Genomic DNA, 14,591 nt, shown 5'->3' on the forward strand with positions numbered 1-14,591 from the left:
ACCGCATGAAGTCGCTCACCTCGCGCAGAGCGCGCGCCATAGTGGTCGCGATCGCGGCCGGATCACTCGCGCTCACCGGCTGCTCGGAGAACAAGGGCACGGACTCCAAGGAAAACACCGCGGACGACCAGAAGGCGGCCGCCGCCCAGTCGAAGCCGGTCACCTACGGTGACGCGGCAGCGTCGACTGGCCCCGCCGAGGAGGTGCCCGGCGCCAAGCCCGGCGGCACCATCCAGGTCTACCAGGAGGCGGGCCTGTCCCACCTGGACCCGGGGCAGATCTACGTGTCCGACGCCGGCCAGGTCGCCAACCTGATGTTCCGCGGTCTGACCAACTTCGAGGAGGACGGAAAGGGCGGTGTCGCCGTGGTCGGTGACCTCGCCACCGACTCCGGTCAGTCCTCCGACGACGGCAAGACCTGGACGTTCAAGCTCAAGGACGGCGTCAAGGACCAGAACGGCAACGAGATCACCTCGGCCGACGTCCGCCACACCATCGAGCGGACCTACGCCGAGTTCATCTTCGACGGTCCGACCTACCTGCAGACCTGGCTGAGCGGTCCGGACTACCGCAAGGCCCTGCCGGATGGCGGCTACGGCAACAAGCACCTGCCGGACGACGTCCTGGAGACCCCGGACGACAAGACGGTCGTCTTCCACTTCGACGTGCCGCGTCCGGACCTGCCGCAGACGCTCGCCATGCCGGGCTACTCCATCGTTCCGGAGGAGACCGACACGAAGGAGAAGTACGACAAGGCGCCGGTCTCCCTCGGCCCGTACAAGATCGCCGAGTACAAGGTCGGCAAGTCCCTCAAGCTGGTGAAGAACGACCAGTGGGACCCGAAGACCGACTCCGTGCGCCACCAGTACGTGGACGGCTTCAACATGGACTTCGGCGTCACCGAGTCGACGCAGACCAAGCGTCTGATCGCCGACCAGGGCGACGCGAAGAACGCCATCCAGCTCTCCGGCAGCGTCGAGTCCACCTCGATCCAGGACGTCATCAGCACCTCGTCCGTCAACCAGCGCACGATCAAGGGCTACCAGCCCTACGTCCAGGTGCTGAACTTCAACCTGGACCGGGTCAAGAACAAGAAGGTCCGCGACGCCATCACCTACGCGGTGAACTCCAAGTCGCTGATCGCCGGTGAGGGTGGTGCGTACGGCGGTGACGTCGCTCCGAACCTGTTCGCCCCGACCCTGCCGGGCTACGAGCCGAACTACGACCCGTACGAGCGTCTGAAGAACCCGAGCGGCAACATCGAGAAGGCCGAGGAGCTCCTCAAGGACGTCCCGGCCGCCGAGAAGAAGCTCGTCTTCGCCTACGCCAACTCCGAGGCCGGGCAGAAGCGCAAGGTCGCCGTCGAGGACGCGCTGACCAAGGTCGGTATCGACGTCGTCGCCAAGGAGATCGACGCGGCGAGCTACTACGAGCAGATCGGCAAGGTCGAGAACCCGTACGACATCTACATCAGCGGCTGGGGCCAGGACTGGCCGTCGCCGGGCACGGTCGTCACGCCGGTGTACGACGGTGACCAGATCGCTGACGGTTCGCCGAACTACTCGCACATCAAGGACGCGAAGGTCCAGGAGCTCATCAAGAAGGCCATCACCCAGGAGCCGACCGAGGCCGAGAAGACCTGGCAGGAGGCGCACCACCGCATCCTGAAGGAGATCAACCCCGCCGCTCCGCTGTGGTACACCAAGCAGATCCAGCTCTACGGTTCGAACATCGGCGGTGCCCGCTACAGCACCGAGTCGAGCTACATCGACGTCACCCGACTGTTCCTGAAGTCGTAACTCTCTACGGCTGATCGCGGGGGTGCGCACCAGGCGGAGCGCACCCTCGCGGTTCCGTGAAACCGCCCTTCCGTCTCCGCAGAGAGCAGCCTCCCCGCCATGCTTCAGTTCATCATCCGGCGCTTGGTCGGTGCCTTCGTCACCCTGTTCCTCATCGGTGCCGTCACCTTCTTCCTCTTCGTCGCCGCGCCATCCGACTACGCGTCTCTGGCCTGTGGCAGGGACTGCTCCCCAGCGAGACTGGAGGACATCCGCGAGGCGCTCGGCCTCAACCTGCCCGTCAGCCAGCAGTTCTGGGACTTCATGTCCGCCATCGTGGTGGGCCGTGACTTCCCGGACGGCCACTGCCCGGCTCCGTGCCTGGGCCAGTCGTTCTACTCGGGCGACATGGTCTGGGACACGATCATGGACCGCTTCCCGCTGACCATTTCGCTGACGGTCGGCGCCATGGTCGTCTTCCTGACCGTCGGCATCGGCGCGGGAATGCTCGCCGCCTACCGGCGCGGATCTGTGATCGACAAGTTCGCCACGGGTACGTCCATGGTGCTCAGCTCGTTCCAGATCTACTTCCTCGGCCCCATCGTGCTGCTGATCTTCGTCTACAGCACCGGCTGGGTGGAGGACCCCAAGTACGTGCCGTTCACGGACGATCCGTTCGGCTGGCTCGCCGGGCTGTGGATTCCCATGGCCGTGATGGCCACCATCTTCACCGCCCAGTACACCCGTATGGCGCGCGCCTCCCTCATCGAGCAGCTCGCCGAGGAGCACGTGCGCACCGCCCGGGCCAAGGGCATGCCGAAGCGTTACGTCTTCTTCCGCTACGCCTGGCGCGGCTCGCTCATCCCGATCGTCACCGTCCTCGGAATCGACCTCAGCTCGCTGCTCGGTGGTGGTGTGGTCACCGAACTGACCTTCTCCCTGCAGGGAATCGGTCGCCTCGCGGTGGACGGCGCAGTCAACAAGGACCTCCCGCTGACGATGGGCGTCATGCTGGTCGGAGCCTGCGTCATCCTGATGCTGAACATTCTCGTCGACATCGTGTACGCCTGGATCGACCCGCGCGTCCGGCTCTCCTAGGAAGAACCAACCACCGTGACCACACTGACCAAGACCGAGGACGCCCCGGCCCCGACCGGGCCGGAGAGCTTTCTCTCGGTCCGCGATCTGAAGGTGCAGTTCTCCACCGAGGACGGCATCGTCAAGGCGGTCGACGGGCTCTCCTTCGACGTCGAGCGCGGCAAGACCCTGGGCATCGTGGGCGAGTCCGGCTCCGGCAAGTCCGTCACCAACCTGACGATCCTCGGCCTGCACAACCCCCGGTCCACGACCGTCGACGGCGAGATCGTCCTCGACGGCAAGGAGCTCGTCACCGCCACCGATTCCGAGCTGGAGAAGCTCCGCGGCAACAAGATGGCGATGATCTTCCAGGACCCGCTGACGGCCCTGTCGCCGTACTACACCGTGGGCCGGCAGCTCTCCGAGCCGTTCATGAAGCACACCGGCGCCTCCAAGAAGGAGGCCAAGGAGCGGGCCATCGAGATGCTGACGAAGGTCGGCATCCCGCAGCCCAAGGAGCGCTTCGCCGACTATCCGCACCATTTCTCCGGCGGTATGCGCCAGCGCGCGATGATCGCCATGGCGCTGATGTGCGACCCCGACCTGCTGATCGCCGACGAGCCGACCACCGCGCTCGACGTGACCGTACAGGCGCAGATCCTCGACCTGCTCAAGGATCTGCAGCAGGAGTTCGGCACAGCGATCATCTTCATCACCCATGACCTGGGCGTCATCTCCAACATGGCCGACGACCTGCTGGTGATGTACGCGGGCCGGGCCGTGGAGCGGGGCGCCGTCCGGGAGGTCCTCCGCGAGCCGAAGCACCCGTACACCTGGGGGCTGCTCAGCTCCATGCCGCGCCTGGACGGCAACATCCACGAGATGCTGACGCCGATCCCCGGCACCCCGCCCTCGCTGCTCAACCCCCCGTCGGGCTGCCCCTTCCATCCGCGCTGTACCTTCACGGACAAGGTCGCGGGCAATCGCTGCACGGACGAGCGCCCCCCGCTGGCCGACGGCCGCGCCGCCGCCTGCCACCTCACGGGCGAGCAGAAACAGACCATCTTCATCGACCAGATCCAGCCCCGGCTGCGCTAGGGAGAACCGAGACATGAGCGACAACCTCACCCTCCCCGCACCACAGGGCTCCACCGGGACGTCGGCCGAAACGCTGCTCGAGGTCGAGGGCCTGACCAAGCACTTCCCGATCTACGGCGGCTTCCCGATCAAACGAAAAGTCGGCGCTGTGCAGGCCGTCGACGGGGTCGACCTGACCGTCGGTGTCGGCGAGAGCGTCGGCCTCGTCGGCGAGTCCGGCTGCGGCAAGTCGACCACCGGCCGGCTCATCACCCGCCTCCTGGAGCCGACCGCCGGCAAGATCACGTACGCGGGCCGGGACATCACGCACGCCTCGCGCAGGCAGCTGGCCCCCGTACGGTCCGAGATCCAGATGATCTTCCAGGACCCGTACTCCTCGCTGAACCCGCGGCAAACCGTCGGCACCATCATCAAGTCGCCGATGGAGGTCAACGGCATCGATCCGGAAGGCGGCCAGGAGAAGCGCGTACGCGAACTCCTGGAGCTCGTCGGCCTCAACCCCGAGCACTACAACCGCTTCCCGCACGAGTTCTCCGGCGGTCAGCGCCAGCGCATCGGCGTGGCCCGCGCCCTCGCCCTGAACCCGAAGCTGATCGTGGCGGACGAGCCGGTCTCCGCGCTGGATGTGTCGATCCAGGCGCAGGTCGTGAACCTGCTGCAGAAGGTCCAGAAAGAGCTGGGCATCGCCTTCCTCTTCATTGCCCACGACCTCGCCATCGTGCGTCACTTCACGCAGCGCGTCGCCGTGATGTACCTCGGCAAGGTCGTCGAGGTCGGCGACCGGGACTCGATCTACAACCGGCCCCGGCACCCCTACACCCACGCCCTGCTCTCGGCGGTCCCCGAGGTCGCCACCGAGGACTCCGAGGACCGCGAGCGCATCCGCCTCGCCGGCGACGTGCCCTCACCGATCCACCCGCCGTCCGGCTGCCGCTTCCGCACGCGCTGCTGGAAGGCGCAGGACAAGTGCGCCAGCGAAGAGCCCCCGCTGATCCAGCTCTCCGGGAACCGTGGCGGCCATCTGACGGCCTGCCACTTCCCGGAGGAGCCGACCACGGAGGCGCGTGACGAGGATGTCGTGATGGACCCGGCGCTGAAGGCGCTGGAGCAGGACGCGGCTGTGGTGGACGCGAAGGTCACGAAGGGCTGACCCAGGCATCCGCGAAGGTGTGACAGTTCCGGGGAAACTGTCACATCCGCACGCCTTGCCCTAGCCGCTTCGCGGCAGTCGCAGCCGGTACTGGTGGCAGGTGTGTTTGCGTCGATCACGCCCCTACCCGGCTTGTGGTGCACCGTAGGAGAACTTGTACCCGGCGAAGTCGGCGACATGGACGTACCCAATGCGCTGGTAGAGGGCATTGCTGGTGGGGTTGTCCGGGTCCGTGAACAGGACAACGTCCGTCGCCCCCGCGGCCAGCGCGGCCCTGCTCACCTCGACCGTCACGGCCCCCGCGTAGCCGCGGCCGCGGAGATGGGCGGGGGTGTAGACGGGGTCCACCCGGACCATGCCGCCGACGATCGAGGTCGCGGCCGCCATCGAGGCGGGGGTGCCGTCCGGGGTTTCCCAGAACGTGAAGTGCCTGTCGCCGAAACGCGAGTCGTCCCAGGAGCCGGCGTCGATCAAGTCGATGGAGGACTGCTCTCCGACATCGACACAGAACTCACGGCACCAGCGCACGACTTGCTCACGGTCCTTACCGCCCGTGATGCGTCCCTGGCCCGCTGGGCGTGGCTGCGGTGGGGTGAGCGTGCCGAGACGGTAGAGATGCGTCCGCCAGAAAGGTACCGGTGCTGCGCTCGTGTGCCGCTGCCATGACTCGGCGAAAGCGCCGGCGGTGTCGTGGTCCGCGATGACGGTGGAGGGGGAGTGGCCGAGGCCGGCCAGGTGAGCAGCGAGGGTGTCCGTCTGCTCGACAGAGAGGGGGGTGAGGCCCAGGCGGCCGCGCGGAGTGAGATAGAAGATCGCGCGAACCTCGCCTCCTGACTCCAGTCGGCCGAAAACGGCGGCTTCGGCGTCGTGTTCGGCCGCGCCGCGTATCCGCAGTTTCTCGATGTCCGTCAGCGGCGTGTTGTGCAGGGCGGGGCGCGAGCACAGGAAGTCCCCGGCTCGGGCGAGGAAATCGTCGACGTCTTGAGTGAGGTGCCAGTCATCCGGGAGCATGCTTCATGATCCCGGATGTCCTCGACTCGGGGAGCACTTGCTCAAGAGGGAAGGACCGACCTCACGCCTCCTCCTGCGGTGCCATGCTGAACCACACCGCCTTGCCGTACGGGTATGTCCGTACGCCCCACTCGTCGGCGCAGGTCTCCACGATGCCGAGGCCACGGCCGCGCTCGTCGCTGTCGGCGGGATTACGGGGCGTCGGGGTGCCCTGGCCGTGGTCCCAGACCGTAACCCGGAAGTCGTCCGGGGTGCGCTCCATGCTGACGTAGGTCTCCGTGGTGGAGTGCCGGTAGGCGTTGGTGACGATCTCGGAGACCATCAACTCCACTGAGTCCACGAGGCAGTTGAGTCGCGCGACGTTGAGGATGCTGCGGATGGTCGCCCGGACGACGCTGACGGCGCGAGGGTCGTGGGGGATGGAGATGCCGTAGGTCCAGCGGGAGTTGGGGGATTCGGGCGTGCGCATATGGCAGCCTCCAGGTGTAGTTGTCTGTGACTGGCGACATACGTAAAGTAGCGATCTGTGTCGTGTATTTACAACCTGCTTCAGTGATTCGCTGGTTGGGGATGCTGAGGCGCAGAACGAGGAGGGGTGTGTGGGGCTGAGGGCCAATCCGACGTACCGTCAGCGGCGGTTCGGTGCTGAGGTGCGAGCGATTCGTGAGAGTGGTGGCCTGACCGCCGGTGAAGCGGCTGCGGCCATGGGGATGCATGCGTCGCACATCAGCAGTGTGGAGTCGGGGCGTACGTCGTTGTCGCCGGAGCGGTTGCGTGCGCTGGCTGCGGCCTCGGGCTGTAAAGACACAACCTATCTGGATGGGCTGGTGGAACTGGGGCAGGCTTCGGGCAAGGGCTGGTGGAGCCAGTACCGGGATCCTCTGCGTCCGTCCTTGAGGGACTTGGCGGAACTGGAGGACGGCGCGTGCGGCATCGTCTGCTACGAGCCGATGTTCGTTCCGGGGCTGTTGCAGACCGAGGCTTACGCCACTGCTGGTTATCGCGGTGGCTACACCGGGGCATCGCGTTTGGAGCAGGACCGGGAAGTCGAGTTCCGGGTGCGGCGCCAGGCAGTACTGACAGGGGAGAACGCGCCGCGCTTGCACGCCGTGATCCATGAGGCGGCCCTGCACATGTCGTTCGGTGACCCGGCGATCAGACGCGGCCAGCTCATCCGGCTGTTGGAGGCCGCGGAGCTGCCCAACGTCACGATCCAGGTCCTCCCCTTTGAGGGTGCGGTTGCGTTCGGTACCTCCTTCACGGTTCTGCGGCCTCCGGTGCGGAAGTTGAGCACGGCGATCGTGGCGCACATCGAGCGATCGCTGTACCTGGGGGACGGCGACTCCCTCGCCAGGTACGACGACTGGTTCGCTAGGCTGTGCGAAGTGGCGCTGCCGCCGGCGAACCTAGACCGTCGCCACGACTCGTACGCAGTCAAGGACTCGCGGGGGCTCATCCAGCGCCTTCTGTACCCGTTGCTCTAGAGAAGGCGAGCATGGCGCAACTCGTGTGGCGGAAATCAACGTTCAGCGAGCCCGGCTCCGACACCTGTGTCGAACTCGCCCTCGACCCCACCGGCACCGTGCACCTCCGCGAGAGCGAAGCCCCCGCTACGGTCGCCAACGCCGCTCCGTCCGCCCTCGCGGCGCTGCTCGACGGGATCAAAGGTGGGATGGGTGCAGCTCTTCCGCTGGGAAGATCCTGAATCTTGTTGTGAGGTAGTCAGCCCTGATGTCGATCCAGGCGAAGGCGAGGCCGGCGGCCCACGAGAGGAGAGGGCGGGTCTTCCCCGGAGGGCTTGGTGATCAGTCAGCTGGTGGCGGGTCAATCCCGAGGACTGGCAGGCAGTCGCCAACGGCGACGAGTTCGATGTCGTCGCGCCGCCGCTTAATCCACTGCTCTCGGGTCAGCCTCCATTGTTTGATCTCCGCCGGCTCGCCGCGCCGGGTGTCCCAGGAGACGCCGTTCGGCACGTAACCCAGAGCTTGGGAGACACGGTTCGAGGCATGGTTGTCGAAGAAGGCATCGCTGCTCGCCTCACGGGCCCCCAACCCATCGAAGGCCAGATGCAGCACCGCCTGCCGCGTCTCCTTGCCCAAGCCGCCACCCCGCACGTCCGGGCTGAGCCAGGAGAAGGTGGTGACCGTTCCGAACGTGGCGAAGTCGGTGCCGATCAGATCCTGCATGCCCACCGGCTCGCCGTTGATGACCACGACGAAGTACAGACGCCAAAGGCTCGCGCTGACCCGGCCCCGGCCGCGCCACACCCCCTGCAGCCAGCCCCACTCGCGCTCCGGGCTGTCCTCATAGAGGGACATCGGATCGTCAAAGGGCCACGGCGGCTGCGTCACCACGCCCTTGCGGACCGTGGGGACCAAGCGCTCCAGGAGCTCATCTGTCGCCCCTAGCAAGGACAGTCGGGGTGTGTGCACCTGCACGTTCAACGGGGGATACGCGGACAAAGGCGAGGCAGTCGTCGGCATGGGCGCACCCTAGGGGCCGGCCAGCATGGCGCGCATCACATATTCGGCCCGGGGCCTGAGCATGGTGATCTTCCCAGGGGGAGAGCTACACCCACTGGAGAATGCGGACGACCGGAAGTGAAGCTGGTGGCAAGGGAGTTCTGGCGGCGGACCGTGATATTCGCTCGCTGTCCGGGCGGGTGGCGGGGATGCTCCCTCCCTGTAGCCACATCACAGCCCTTGGAGGCGTCTGTTGAACCCCGTCATCCGCCACATCACCTTCGACTGCACTGGAGATCCGTACGATCTCGGGCTGTTCTGGAGCCAGTTGCTCGGGCGGCCGCTGGCCGACGACGACAAGCCCGGCGACCCGGAGGCGCTCATCGCGGATCCCGCCGGCGGTCCGGGCCTGCTGTTCGTCCGCGTGCCCGAGGGTAAGTCGGCCAAGAACCGAGTGCATTTCGACCTGCGTCCGCAGGGGCGCACCCGTGCGGAGGAGGTCGAGCGGGCGATCAGGCTCGGGGCCCAGCTGATCGCGGACCACACCCGGCCGGACGGCCGGGGCTGGGTCACACTGGCCGACCCCGAGGGCAACGAATTCTGTGTGGAGCGGGGCGAGTTGGGCTAGATGTGGCTGGTGCTGTGACCGAAAGGTTCGCTGCCAACCGGTGTGCGTGTGCCCTGCGCCCGTTCACACCCGAACTCAACCACAAGATGCACGACCTCCTGGAGAGCTACCGCGCGTTGGCCCCCGACGACGGCACCCCGGACACCGAGCAGGTCCGCGTCCACACCCACATCCTTCCCATCCGCACGGACTGAGAGGCCGCCCGATGCACCCCGAGATCCATCTCGCCCTGCACCACGCCCGCGCAGCCGAGCTCCGTGCCGAAGCCGACGCGTACCGCCTCGCCGCCGCGGCCCGGCGTCCCCGGGACCTCCGTACCCGCCTCGGTTGGACCCTTGTGGAGGTCGGCCTGCGGCTGGCCGCCGCCCCCAAGGCGGCAGCCGCTGTTTCCTAGAAGCGCACCTTCAGGCCCCGTACGGAAAGGGGCGTACCCGCGCCGAGGAGGTTGAGCGGGCGCTCGCGCTTGGCGCGCGGCGAGTCGGCATAGTGGCACAAATGCGCATCAATCGCGTTAACACGCAAGCAACTTCGCTGACCCGATACCGATATACGGACGCGTCAAGCTCGACAGCGTACGGCCGTGCGGGTGCCGTAGACCGGCCGGGGCGCGCCATGTCTCCCCGGCCGGTCGCACGCCCCCCTTTGCGCCTAAACCGGCGCCGCTCTCGCGGACCTGGCTGATGTCTCGTCTGGGTTCCTCAATTGATGGTTGCGGTGCTCTGCGGATTTCTCGCAGCTCAGCCCAGCTTCAGAGCGCGCTGTAGGAAATCCACCTGGAGCAGCAGCAAATTCTCGGCCACCTGTTCCTGCGGGGTCATGTGCGTGACGCCGGAGAGCGGTAGCACCTCGTGCGGGCGGCCGGCGGCCAGAAGCGCCGAAGACAGGCGCAGGCTGTGTGCCACCACCACGTTGTCGTCGGCCAGGCCGTGGATGATCATCATCGGGCGGACCGGCTCAGCGGCGCCGACCAGGCCGTTGTCGTCGATCAGGGAGTTCGCGGCGTAGACCTCGGGTTGGCGGTTCGGGTCGCCCAGGTAGCGCTCCGTGTAGTGGGTGTCGTACAGGCGCTGGTCGGTGACCGGGGCGCCCACGACGGCCGCGTGGAAGACGTCCGGGCGGCGCAGCACCGCGAGTCCCGCGAGGTAGCCGCCGAACGACCAGCCGCGGATGGCGACCCGGTTCAGGTCCAGTGGGAAGCGTTCGGCGAGCGCCTGGAGCGCGTGGATCTGGTCGTCCACGACGAGCGCGGCCATGTCGTCCTTGATGGACTTCTCCCAGGCGGGCGAGCGGCCCGGCATCCCGCGCCCGTCCGCGACGATCACCGCGAAGCCCTGGTCGGCGAACCACTGCGAGGTGAGGTACGGGTTATGCGCCGCCAGCACCCGCTGGCCGTGCGGGCCGCCGTACGGGTCCATCAGGACCGGCAGCGGACCGTCGCCGTCGGTGTAGCCAGTGGGGAGCAGCACCGCGCAGGGCACACGGCGCTCGCCCGCCTCCATGAGCGTCACGCGCGGGCTCAGCCCCGGGTCTTCGGCGTACGAGGCCACAGTCGCCGCGACCTTGCCCTCGCGCAACACTTGCACCTGGGCCCCCGGCCGGCCGGGTACCGCCGAGACGAGCACCGTCACGGGGCCGGAGCGCACCGCCGAGTGCACCCCCGGCACCTGCGAAAGCCGTTCCACGCCAAGGTCGTTGACCCGGTAGACGTGAACCTCACCGATCTCGGGCGTGGCCGCCGCCTCGCCCGCCGACGCGGACACCAGCACATCGTCGTCCGAGACGTCGAGCACAGCCCGTACGTGCAACTGCGGGCCCGTCAGCGGGCGTTCACCCACTGCGAGCACCCGCGCCCCGCCCTCGTCGGCGATCCGTACGAGCTGTCCGCCGGGAGTCCAGCACGGCACGCCGGGGAAAAGATCAAGCCATTGTGGATCTTCGTCCGCGTGCACCATCCGGGTCGCCCCGGTGTCGGGGTCCACGGCCAGATAAAGCTGGCTCCTCTGGTCCCGCGCCTGCACGAGCAGGAGCGGCGCTCCGGCCGCTGACCAGTGCACTCGTGCCAGATAGGGGTAGCGCGCCCGGTCCCACACGACCTCCGTACGCGCCCCGTCAAGGGCGAACACGAAGAGGCGTACGTCCGCGTTGCCGGTTCCGGCCGCCGGGTACGCGACCTGCTGCGGATTCTGGTCCGGCCGTGCGGGATCGGCGATCCACCAGCGGCGTACGGGCGCGTCGTCGGCCCTCGCGACCAGCAGCCGGTCCGAGTCCGGCGACCACCAGAAGCCGCGCGAACGGCCCATCTCCTCCGCCGCGATGAACTCGGCCAGGCCGTACGTGACCGTCTCCGACTCGGGTTCCACGAGCGCCCGGTCGCCCTCGCCCTCGGCGCCGGTCACCCGCAGGGCGCCCTCGGTGACGTACGCCACGAGCCGCCCGTCGGGGGACGGGCGCGGGTCCAGCACCGGGCCGGGAACGGGCAGTTCACGTGCCGTACCGGCCCGCAGCTCGGCCGTGAAAAGCCGCCCGGACAACGCGAAGGACGCCAACTCCACCGCTGTGTCGGTGGCATAGCCGACGATGCCCGCGCCGCCCTCCCGGCTGCGCTCCCGGCGCGCCCTCTCCTCGGCCGACAGCCGCTCGTCGGCGCCGCCGAGCAGCGCCTGCGGGTCGGCGGCGACCCTCCCCCAGCCTCCGGCCGGGGGGACCCCCAGCTCGCTTCGCTCGGCGCCGTCCGCGACATCGAGGATCCACAGCAGATTCGCCCGGTCCGTACCCGAGCGGGACCGCAGGAACACGACCCGGGAACCGTCGGGCGCCACGGTGAACGCGCGGGGCGCGCCGAGTGTGAAACGCAGGGTGCGCGCCTGCCGGCGCGGAAAGGAGAGAGGCTCGGTCGTCATGCCCCCGACCATATTGGCCATGCGCCCCCTTGTGCGGCCGTGCGCCGAGCGATGCGCAGGTGGGAATAGTTATGATCAATGACGCTGCCTGGGTATGAACCCGCTGGCTGCCGTACTGACCAAACGCGTCCCCGGGAACCTTGGAGGTGAACCGCCGTGGCACTCTCGATTTCGGCGGTGGTGCTGCTGGCGATCATCGTCTTCCTGCTGGTCAAGAAATCGGGACTGAAGGCCGGGCACGCGGTCGTCTGCGTCCTGCTCGGCTTCTACCTGGCCAGCTCGACGATCGCACCCACGATCAACGAGCTGACGACGAACATCGCGGGCATGATCGGGGACATCAAGTTCTGAGCGGCGCTTCATAGGCATGCGCCGGGGGCCCTGTGGGGGCGGGGCCCCGGGAAGCCTCGTACGGACGCGGCTCGGGAAGCAACGTAAGGCCCGGGCTCGGGGAGCCGCGTACGGCCGGGACTCATAGGGTGGGCCCATGACGGAACTGCCCGGCCGCCGACTGCTCCTGGTGCACGCGCACCCGGACGACGAGTCGATCAACAACGGCGCGACCATGGCCCGGTACGCGGCCGAGGGCGCCCATGTCACGTTGGTGACCTGCACGCTGGGCGAGCGCGGCGAGGTCATCCCGCCCGAGCTCGCCCATCTGACGGGCGAGGCCCTCGGCAGCCACCGCCGCACGGAACTCGCGGCGGCGATGGACGCGCTCGGCGTGCACGACTTCCGCTCCCTCGGCGGCCCCGGCCGCCACCAGGACTCCGGGATGATGGGCCTGGCCGACAACGACGACCCCCGCTGCTTCTGGCAGGCGGGCATCGACGAGGCCGCCGCGGAACTCGTCGGGGTGATCCGCGAGGTACGCCCCCAGGTGCTGATCACATACGACCCCGACGGGGGTTACGGCCACCCCGACCACATCCAGGCCCACCGGGTCGCGATGCGCGCCGCGGACCTGGCCGCCGAGCCGGACTTCCGCCCGGACCTCGGCTCGCCGTGGACGATCACGAAGATCTACTGGAACCGCGTACCGCGCTCCGTGGCCGAAGAGGCCTTCGCGCGCCTGAAGGACGTACTGGACGAACTGCCTTTCCCCGCCTCTGCCGCCGTCGACGACGTGCCGGGCGTGGTGGACGACGCCCTGATCACGACGGAGATCGACGGCACGGCCCACGCCGCCGCCAAGGCCGCGGCGATGCGGGCGCATGCCACGCAGATCGAGGTCGTCGAGCCGTGGTTCGCGCTGTCGAATCAGCTCGCGCAGCCGATTTTTCTCGTCGAGTATTACGAGTTGGTGCGGGGTGAGCGGGGTGGTGCGCCTGCCGGGGCGCATTCCGAGGTTCGGGAGACGGACTTGTTCGCGGGGATATCGGGGACATCCCGGAAATCGGGGACTTCTGGAGTGGGTGCGTGATGAGTACGGCGAACAGATCGAGTGCGCGCAGCGGCGCAGGTACCGGGAGCATGCTCGCCCAGCCGTTGGGGCCCCCGTCGGGGGTCCGGATCGCCGCCTACCTGGGGCTGTTCGTGCTGGGGGCGGTGGTCGGGGCGGCCGGGGGACTGGTCCAGTCCGGCTGGTTCCCGGGCGGGTTGCTGCTCGCGCTCGCGGGGGCGGCCGGGCTCTTCCTGGGCGGGGCGCGGGCGGTCGGCAGCCGGGCCGGGGCGGTGGCGCCCGCGGCCGGGTGGATGGTCGCCGTCATCCTGCTCACCGCCAGCCGCCCGGAGGGCGACTTCCTCTTCGCCGCGGGAGTCGGCTCCTACCTCTTCATCCTCGGCGGGATGGCTGTGGCTGTGATGTGCGCCACCCTTGGCTCGGGGCGGCAACCGGATGGCTCCGACGCCCGACTTGCCAAGTGACGTACTACTTCGCCGCAGAACGCAGGTGGGGGTCCGGTGTGGGTTTCCTCAGCGGTCGCCGGATAAGCACCAGTGGTGGCCAGTATGGTGGTGCGCGCCGCCGAGCCGCCCGAAACGAGGTTGAGGTCGAGTACACGGGCGGCGGAGCCAACCGGGAGAACCTGCCTTGAGTCGTGAAACTGACAGTTCGTCCTCCGGGCCCAACGGGCGCGGCGGAACCGCCTACCCGTCGGGTACGCCGCCGTACGGGACCCCCACGGGTTCCGAAGACGGTGCTGACGCGGGGCGTTCCGCCGGTGAACGGCCGGAGGAAATCAAGACCGAGACCACGCTGACGACGCGGATCCGGATCAACATCCCTGGATCGAGGCCCATTCCGCCGGTCGTCGTGCGGACGCCCGTCGGGGACTCGGAGAGTTCTGACAGCGGTTCGTCGACGAGTACGAACGGTGCGAACGGGTCTGCGTCGGCCAGACCGGCGTCGGCCGCGACCGAGCCGGGGCCGAGCGCTTCCTCGGGTGCGCCCAGGTCCTCGGATCCCGCGCCCTCTTCCGGCTCCGGCGCTTCCGCCGAGGAGAAGACGAGCGACTGGTTCGCCCCCCGTAGGTCCGGTGCGCCCAA

At 68.2% G+C, this 14,591-nt stretch carries 17 protein-coding genes; 12 read left to right on the forward strand and 5 right to left on the reverse strand.

The features are described 5' to 3' along the window. Nucleotides 1–5 precede the first annotated feature (5 nt). From ACYVO6_RS30320 to ACYVO6_RS30335, 4 genes are all read left to right on the forward strand, one after another. Entirely contained in the window at nt 6–1,799 is a 1,794-nt protein-coding gene (locus tag ACYVO6_RS30320; RefSeq protein ID WP_461066717.1) for an ABC transporter substrate-binding protein, read from the forward strand. A gap of 99 nt (nt 1,800–1,898) precedes the next feature. Beyond that, complete coding sequence (locus tag ACYVO6_RS30325; RefSeq protein ID WP_461066719.1) at nt 1,899–2,876, forward strand: ABC transporter permease; 978 nt, start codon at nt 1,899–1,901, stop codon at nt 2,874–2,876. A 15-nt stretch (nt 2,877–2,891) separates the two neighbouring features. Beyond that, nucleotides 2,892–3,953 (forward strand): ABC transporter ATP-binding protein, encoded by a 1,062-nt coding sequence (locus ACYVO6_RS30330; RefSeq protein WP_461066721.1) that lies wholly within the window; start codon nt 2,892–2,894, stop codon nt 3,951–3,953. Nucleotides 3,954–3,966: 13 nt separating this feature from the next. Beyond that, nucleotides 3,967–5,103, forward strand: coding sequence for an ABC transporter ATP-binding protein (locus ACYVO6_RS30335; RefSeq protein ID WP_461066723.1), 1,137 nt, complete (start codon nt 3,967–3,969; stop codon nt 5,101–5,103). 123 nt (nt 5,104–5,226) lie between these two features. On the opposite strand, the gene ACYVO6_RS30340 is transcribed toward ACYVO6_RS30335, so the two are convergent. Beyond that, nucleotides 5,227–6,114: a GNAT family N-acetyltransferase gene (locus tag ACYVO6_RS30340; protein WP_461066725.1), complete on the reverse strand. Its 888-nt coding sequence runs from the start codon at nt 6,112–6,114 to the stop codon at nt 5,227–5,229. Nucleotides 6,115–6,175: 61 nt separating this feature from the next. After that, the gene (locus ACYVO6_RS30345; protein WP_461066727.1) at nt 6,176–6,583 is read right to left on the reverse strand and encodes an ATP-binding protein; all 408 of its coding nucleotides are present in this window, start codon (nt 6,581–6,583) and stop codon (nt 6,176–6,178) included. 130 nt (nt 6,584–6,713) lie between these two features. Here ACYVO6_RS30345 and ACYVO6_RS30350 point away from each other — a divergent pair, with 130 nt between their 5' ends. Both ACYVO6_RS30350 and ACYVO6_RS30355 read left to right on the forward strand, forming a co-directional pair. Then, on the forward strand, nt 6,714–7,598 hold the full coding sequence (locus ACYVO6_RS30350; protein ID WP_461066729.1) for a helix-turn-helix domain-containing protein: 885 nt from the start codon (nt 6,714–6,716) through the stop codon (nt 7,596–7,598). Nucleotides 7,599–7,609: 11 nt separating this feature from the next. Beyond that, nucleotides 7,610–7,819, forward strand: a complete 210-nt coding sequence (locus ACYVO6_RS30355) for a DUF397 domain-containing protein (protein WP_461066731.1) — start codon at nt 7,610–7,612, stop codon at nt 7,817–7,819. Between the two features lie 100 nt (nt 7,820–7,919). Here the strand turns inward: ACYVO6_RS30355 and ACYVO6_RS30360 are convergent, their stop codons facing one another. Beyond that, complete coding sequence (locus ACYVO6_RS30360) at nt 7,920–8,597, reverse strand: GNAT family N-acetyltransferase (RefSeq protein WP_461066733.1); 678 nt, start codon at nt 8,595–8,597, stop codon at nt 7,920–7,922. Between the two features lie 229 nt (nt 8,598–8,826). Between ACYVO6_RS30360 and ACYVO6_RS30365 the strand changes: the two genes are divergently transcribed. From ACYVO6_RS30365 to ACYVO6_RS30375, 3 genes are read left to right on the forward strand one after another with little or no spacing between them, the layout of a single operon-like run. Then, nucleotides 8,827–9,204, forward strand: a complete 378-nt coding sequence (locus ACYVO6_RS30365) for a VOC family protein (RefSeq protein WP_461066859.1) — start codon at nt 8,827–8,829, stop codon at nt 9,202–9,204. 14 nt (nt 9,205–9,218) lie between these two features. Continuing rightward, nucleotides 9,219–9,398, forward strand: coding sequence for a hypothetical protein (locus ACYVO6_RS30370; protein ID WP_461066735.1), 180 nt, complete (start codon nt 9,219–9,221; stop codon nt 9,396–9,398). Nucleotides 9,399–9,409: 11 nt separating this feature from the next. Continuing rightward, on the forward strand, nt 9,410–9,598 hold the full coding sequence (locus tag ACYVO6_RS30375) for a hypothetical protein (protein ID WP_461066737.1): 189 nt from the start codon (nt 9,410–9,412) through the stop codon (nt 9,596–9,598). A 343-nt stretch (nt 9,599–9,941) separates the two neighbouring features. Here the strand turns inward: ACYVO6_RS30375 and ACYVO6_RS30380 are convergent, their stop codons facing one another. Further along, complete coding sequence (locus ACYVO6_RS30380; RefSeq protein WP_461066739.1) at nt 9,942–12,104, reverse strand: S9 family peptidase; 2,163 nt, start codon at nt 12,102–12,104, stop codon at nt 9,942–9,944. Nucleotides 12,105–12,260: 156 nt separating this feature from the next. Between ACYVO6_RS30380 and ACYVO6_RS30385 the strand changes: the two genes are divergently transcribed. The 3 genes from ACYVO6_RS30385 to ACYVO6_RS30395 all read left to right on the forward strand — a co-directional run bounded on the left by ACYVO6_RS30385 (nt 12,261) and on the right by ACYVO6_RS30395 (nt 13,970). Next, entirely contained in the window at nt 12,261–12,455 is a 195-nt protein-coding gene (locus ACYVO6_RS30385; protein WP_138049154.1) for a hypothetical protein, read from the forward strand. Nucleotides 12,456–12,591: 136 nt separating this feature from the next. Beyond that, on the forward strand, nt 12,592–13,527 hold the full coding sequence (mshB, locus tag ACYVO6_RS30390; protein ID WP_461066742.1) for an N-acetyl-1-D-myo-inositol-2-amino-2-deoxy-alpha-D-glucopyranoside deacetylase: 936 nt from the start codon (nt 12,592–12,594) through the stop codon (nt 13,525–13,527). 50 nt (nt 13,528–13,577) lie between these two features. Beyond that, the gene (locus tag ACYVO6_RS30395; protein WP_461066744.1) at nt 13,578–13,970 is read left to right on the forward strand and encodes a DUF6113 family protein; all 393 of its coding nucleotides are present in this window, start codon (nt 13,578–13,580) and stop codon (nt 13,968–13,970) included. A 222-nt stretch (nt 13,971–14,192) separates the two neighbouring features. Here the strand turns inward: ACYVO6_RS30395 and ACYVO6_RS30400 are convergent, their stop codons facing one another. Next, the gene (locus ACYVO6_RS30400) at nt 14,193–14,591 is read right to left on the reverse strand and encodes a hypothetical protein (protein WP_461066865.1); all 399 of its coding nucleotides are present in this window, start codon (nt 14,589–14,591) and stop codon (nt 14,193–14,195) included.

The organism is Streptomyces pseudoechinosporeus (genome assembly GCF_054783935.1).

What these genes read in the sequence shown, in the direction of transcription:
- ACYVO6_RS30320 (WP_461066717.1), top strand. Translation starts at nt 6, where the DNA reads ATGAAGTCGCTCACCTCGCGCAGAGCGCGCGCCATAGTGGTCGCGATC.
- ACYVO6_RS30325 (WP_461066719.1), top strand. Translation starts at nt 1,899, where the DNA reads ATGCTTCAGTTCATCATCCGGCGCTTGGTCGGTGCCTTCGTCACCCTG.
- ACYVO6_RS30335 (WP_461066723.1), top strand. Translation starts at nt 3,967, where the DNA reads ATGAGCGACAACCTCACCCTCCCCGCACCACAGGGCTCCACCGGGACG.
- ACYVO6_RS30340 (WP_461066725.1), bottom strand. Translation starts at nt 6,114, where the DNA reads ATGCTCCCGGATGACTGGCACCTCACTCAAGACGTCGACGATTTCCTC.
- ACYVO6_RS30345 (WP_461066727.1), bottom strand. Translation starts at nt 6,583, where the DNA reads ATGCGCACGCCCGAATCCCCCAACTCCCGCTGGACCTACGGCATCTCC.
- ACYVO6_RS30355 (WP_461066731.1), top strand. Translation starts at nt 7,610, where the DNA reads ATGGCGCAACTCGTGTGGCGGAAATCAACGTTCAGCGAGCCCGGCTCC.
- ACYVO6_RS30360 (WP_461066733.1), bottom strand. Translation starts at nt 8,597, where the DNA reads ATGCCGACGACTGCCTCGCCTTTGTCCGCGTATCCCCCGTTGAACGTG.
- ACYVO6_RS30375 (WP_461066737.1), top strand. Translation starts at nt 9,410, where the DNA reads ATGCACCCCGAGATCCATCTCGCCCTGCACCACGCCCGCGCAGCCGAG.
- ACYVO6_RS30380 (WP_461066739.1), bottom strand. Translation starts at nt 12,104, where the DNA reads ATGACGACCGAGCCTCTCTCCTTTCCGCGCCGGCAGGCGCGCACCCTG.
- mshB (WP_461066742.1), top strand. Translation starts at nt 12,592, where the DNA reads ATGACGGAACTGCCCGGCCGCCGACTGCTCCTGGTGCACGCGCACCCG.
- ACYVO6_RS30395 (WP_461066744.1), top strand. Translation starts at nt 13,578, where the DNA reads ATGCTCGCCCAGCCGTTGGGGCCCCCGTCGGGGGTCCGGATCGCCGCC.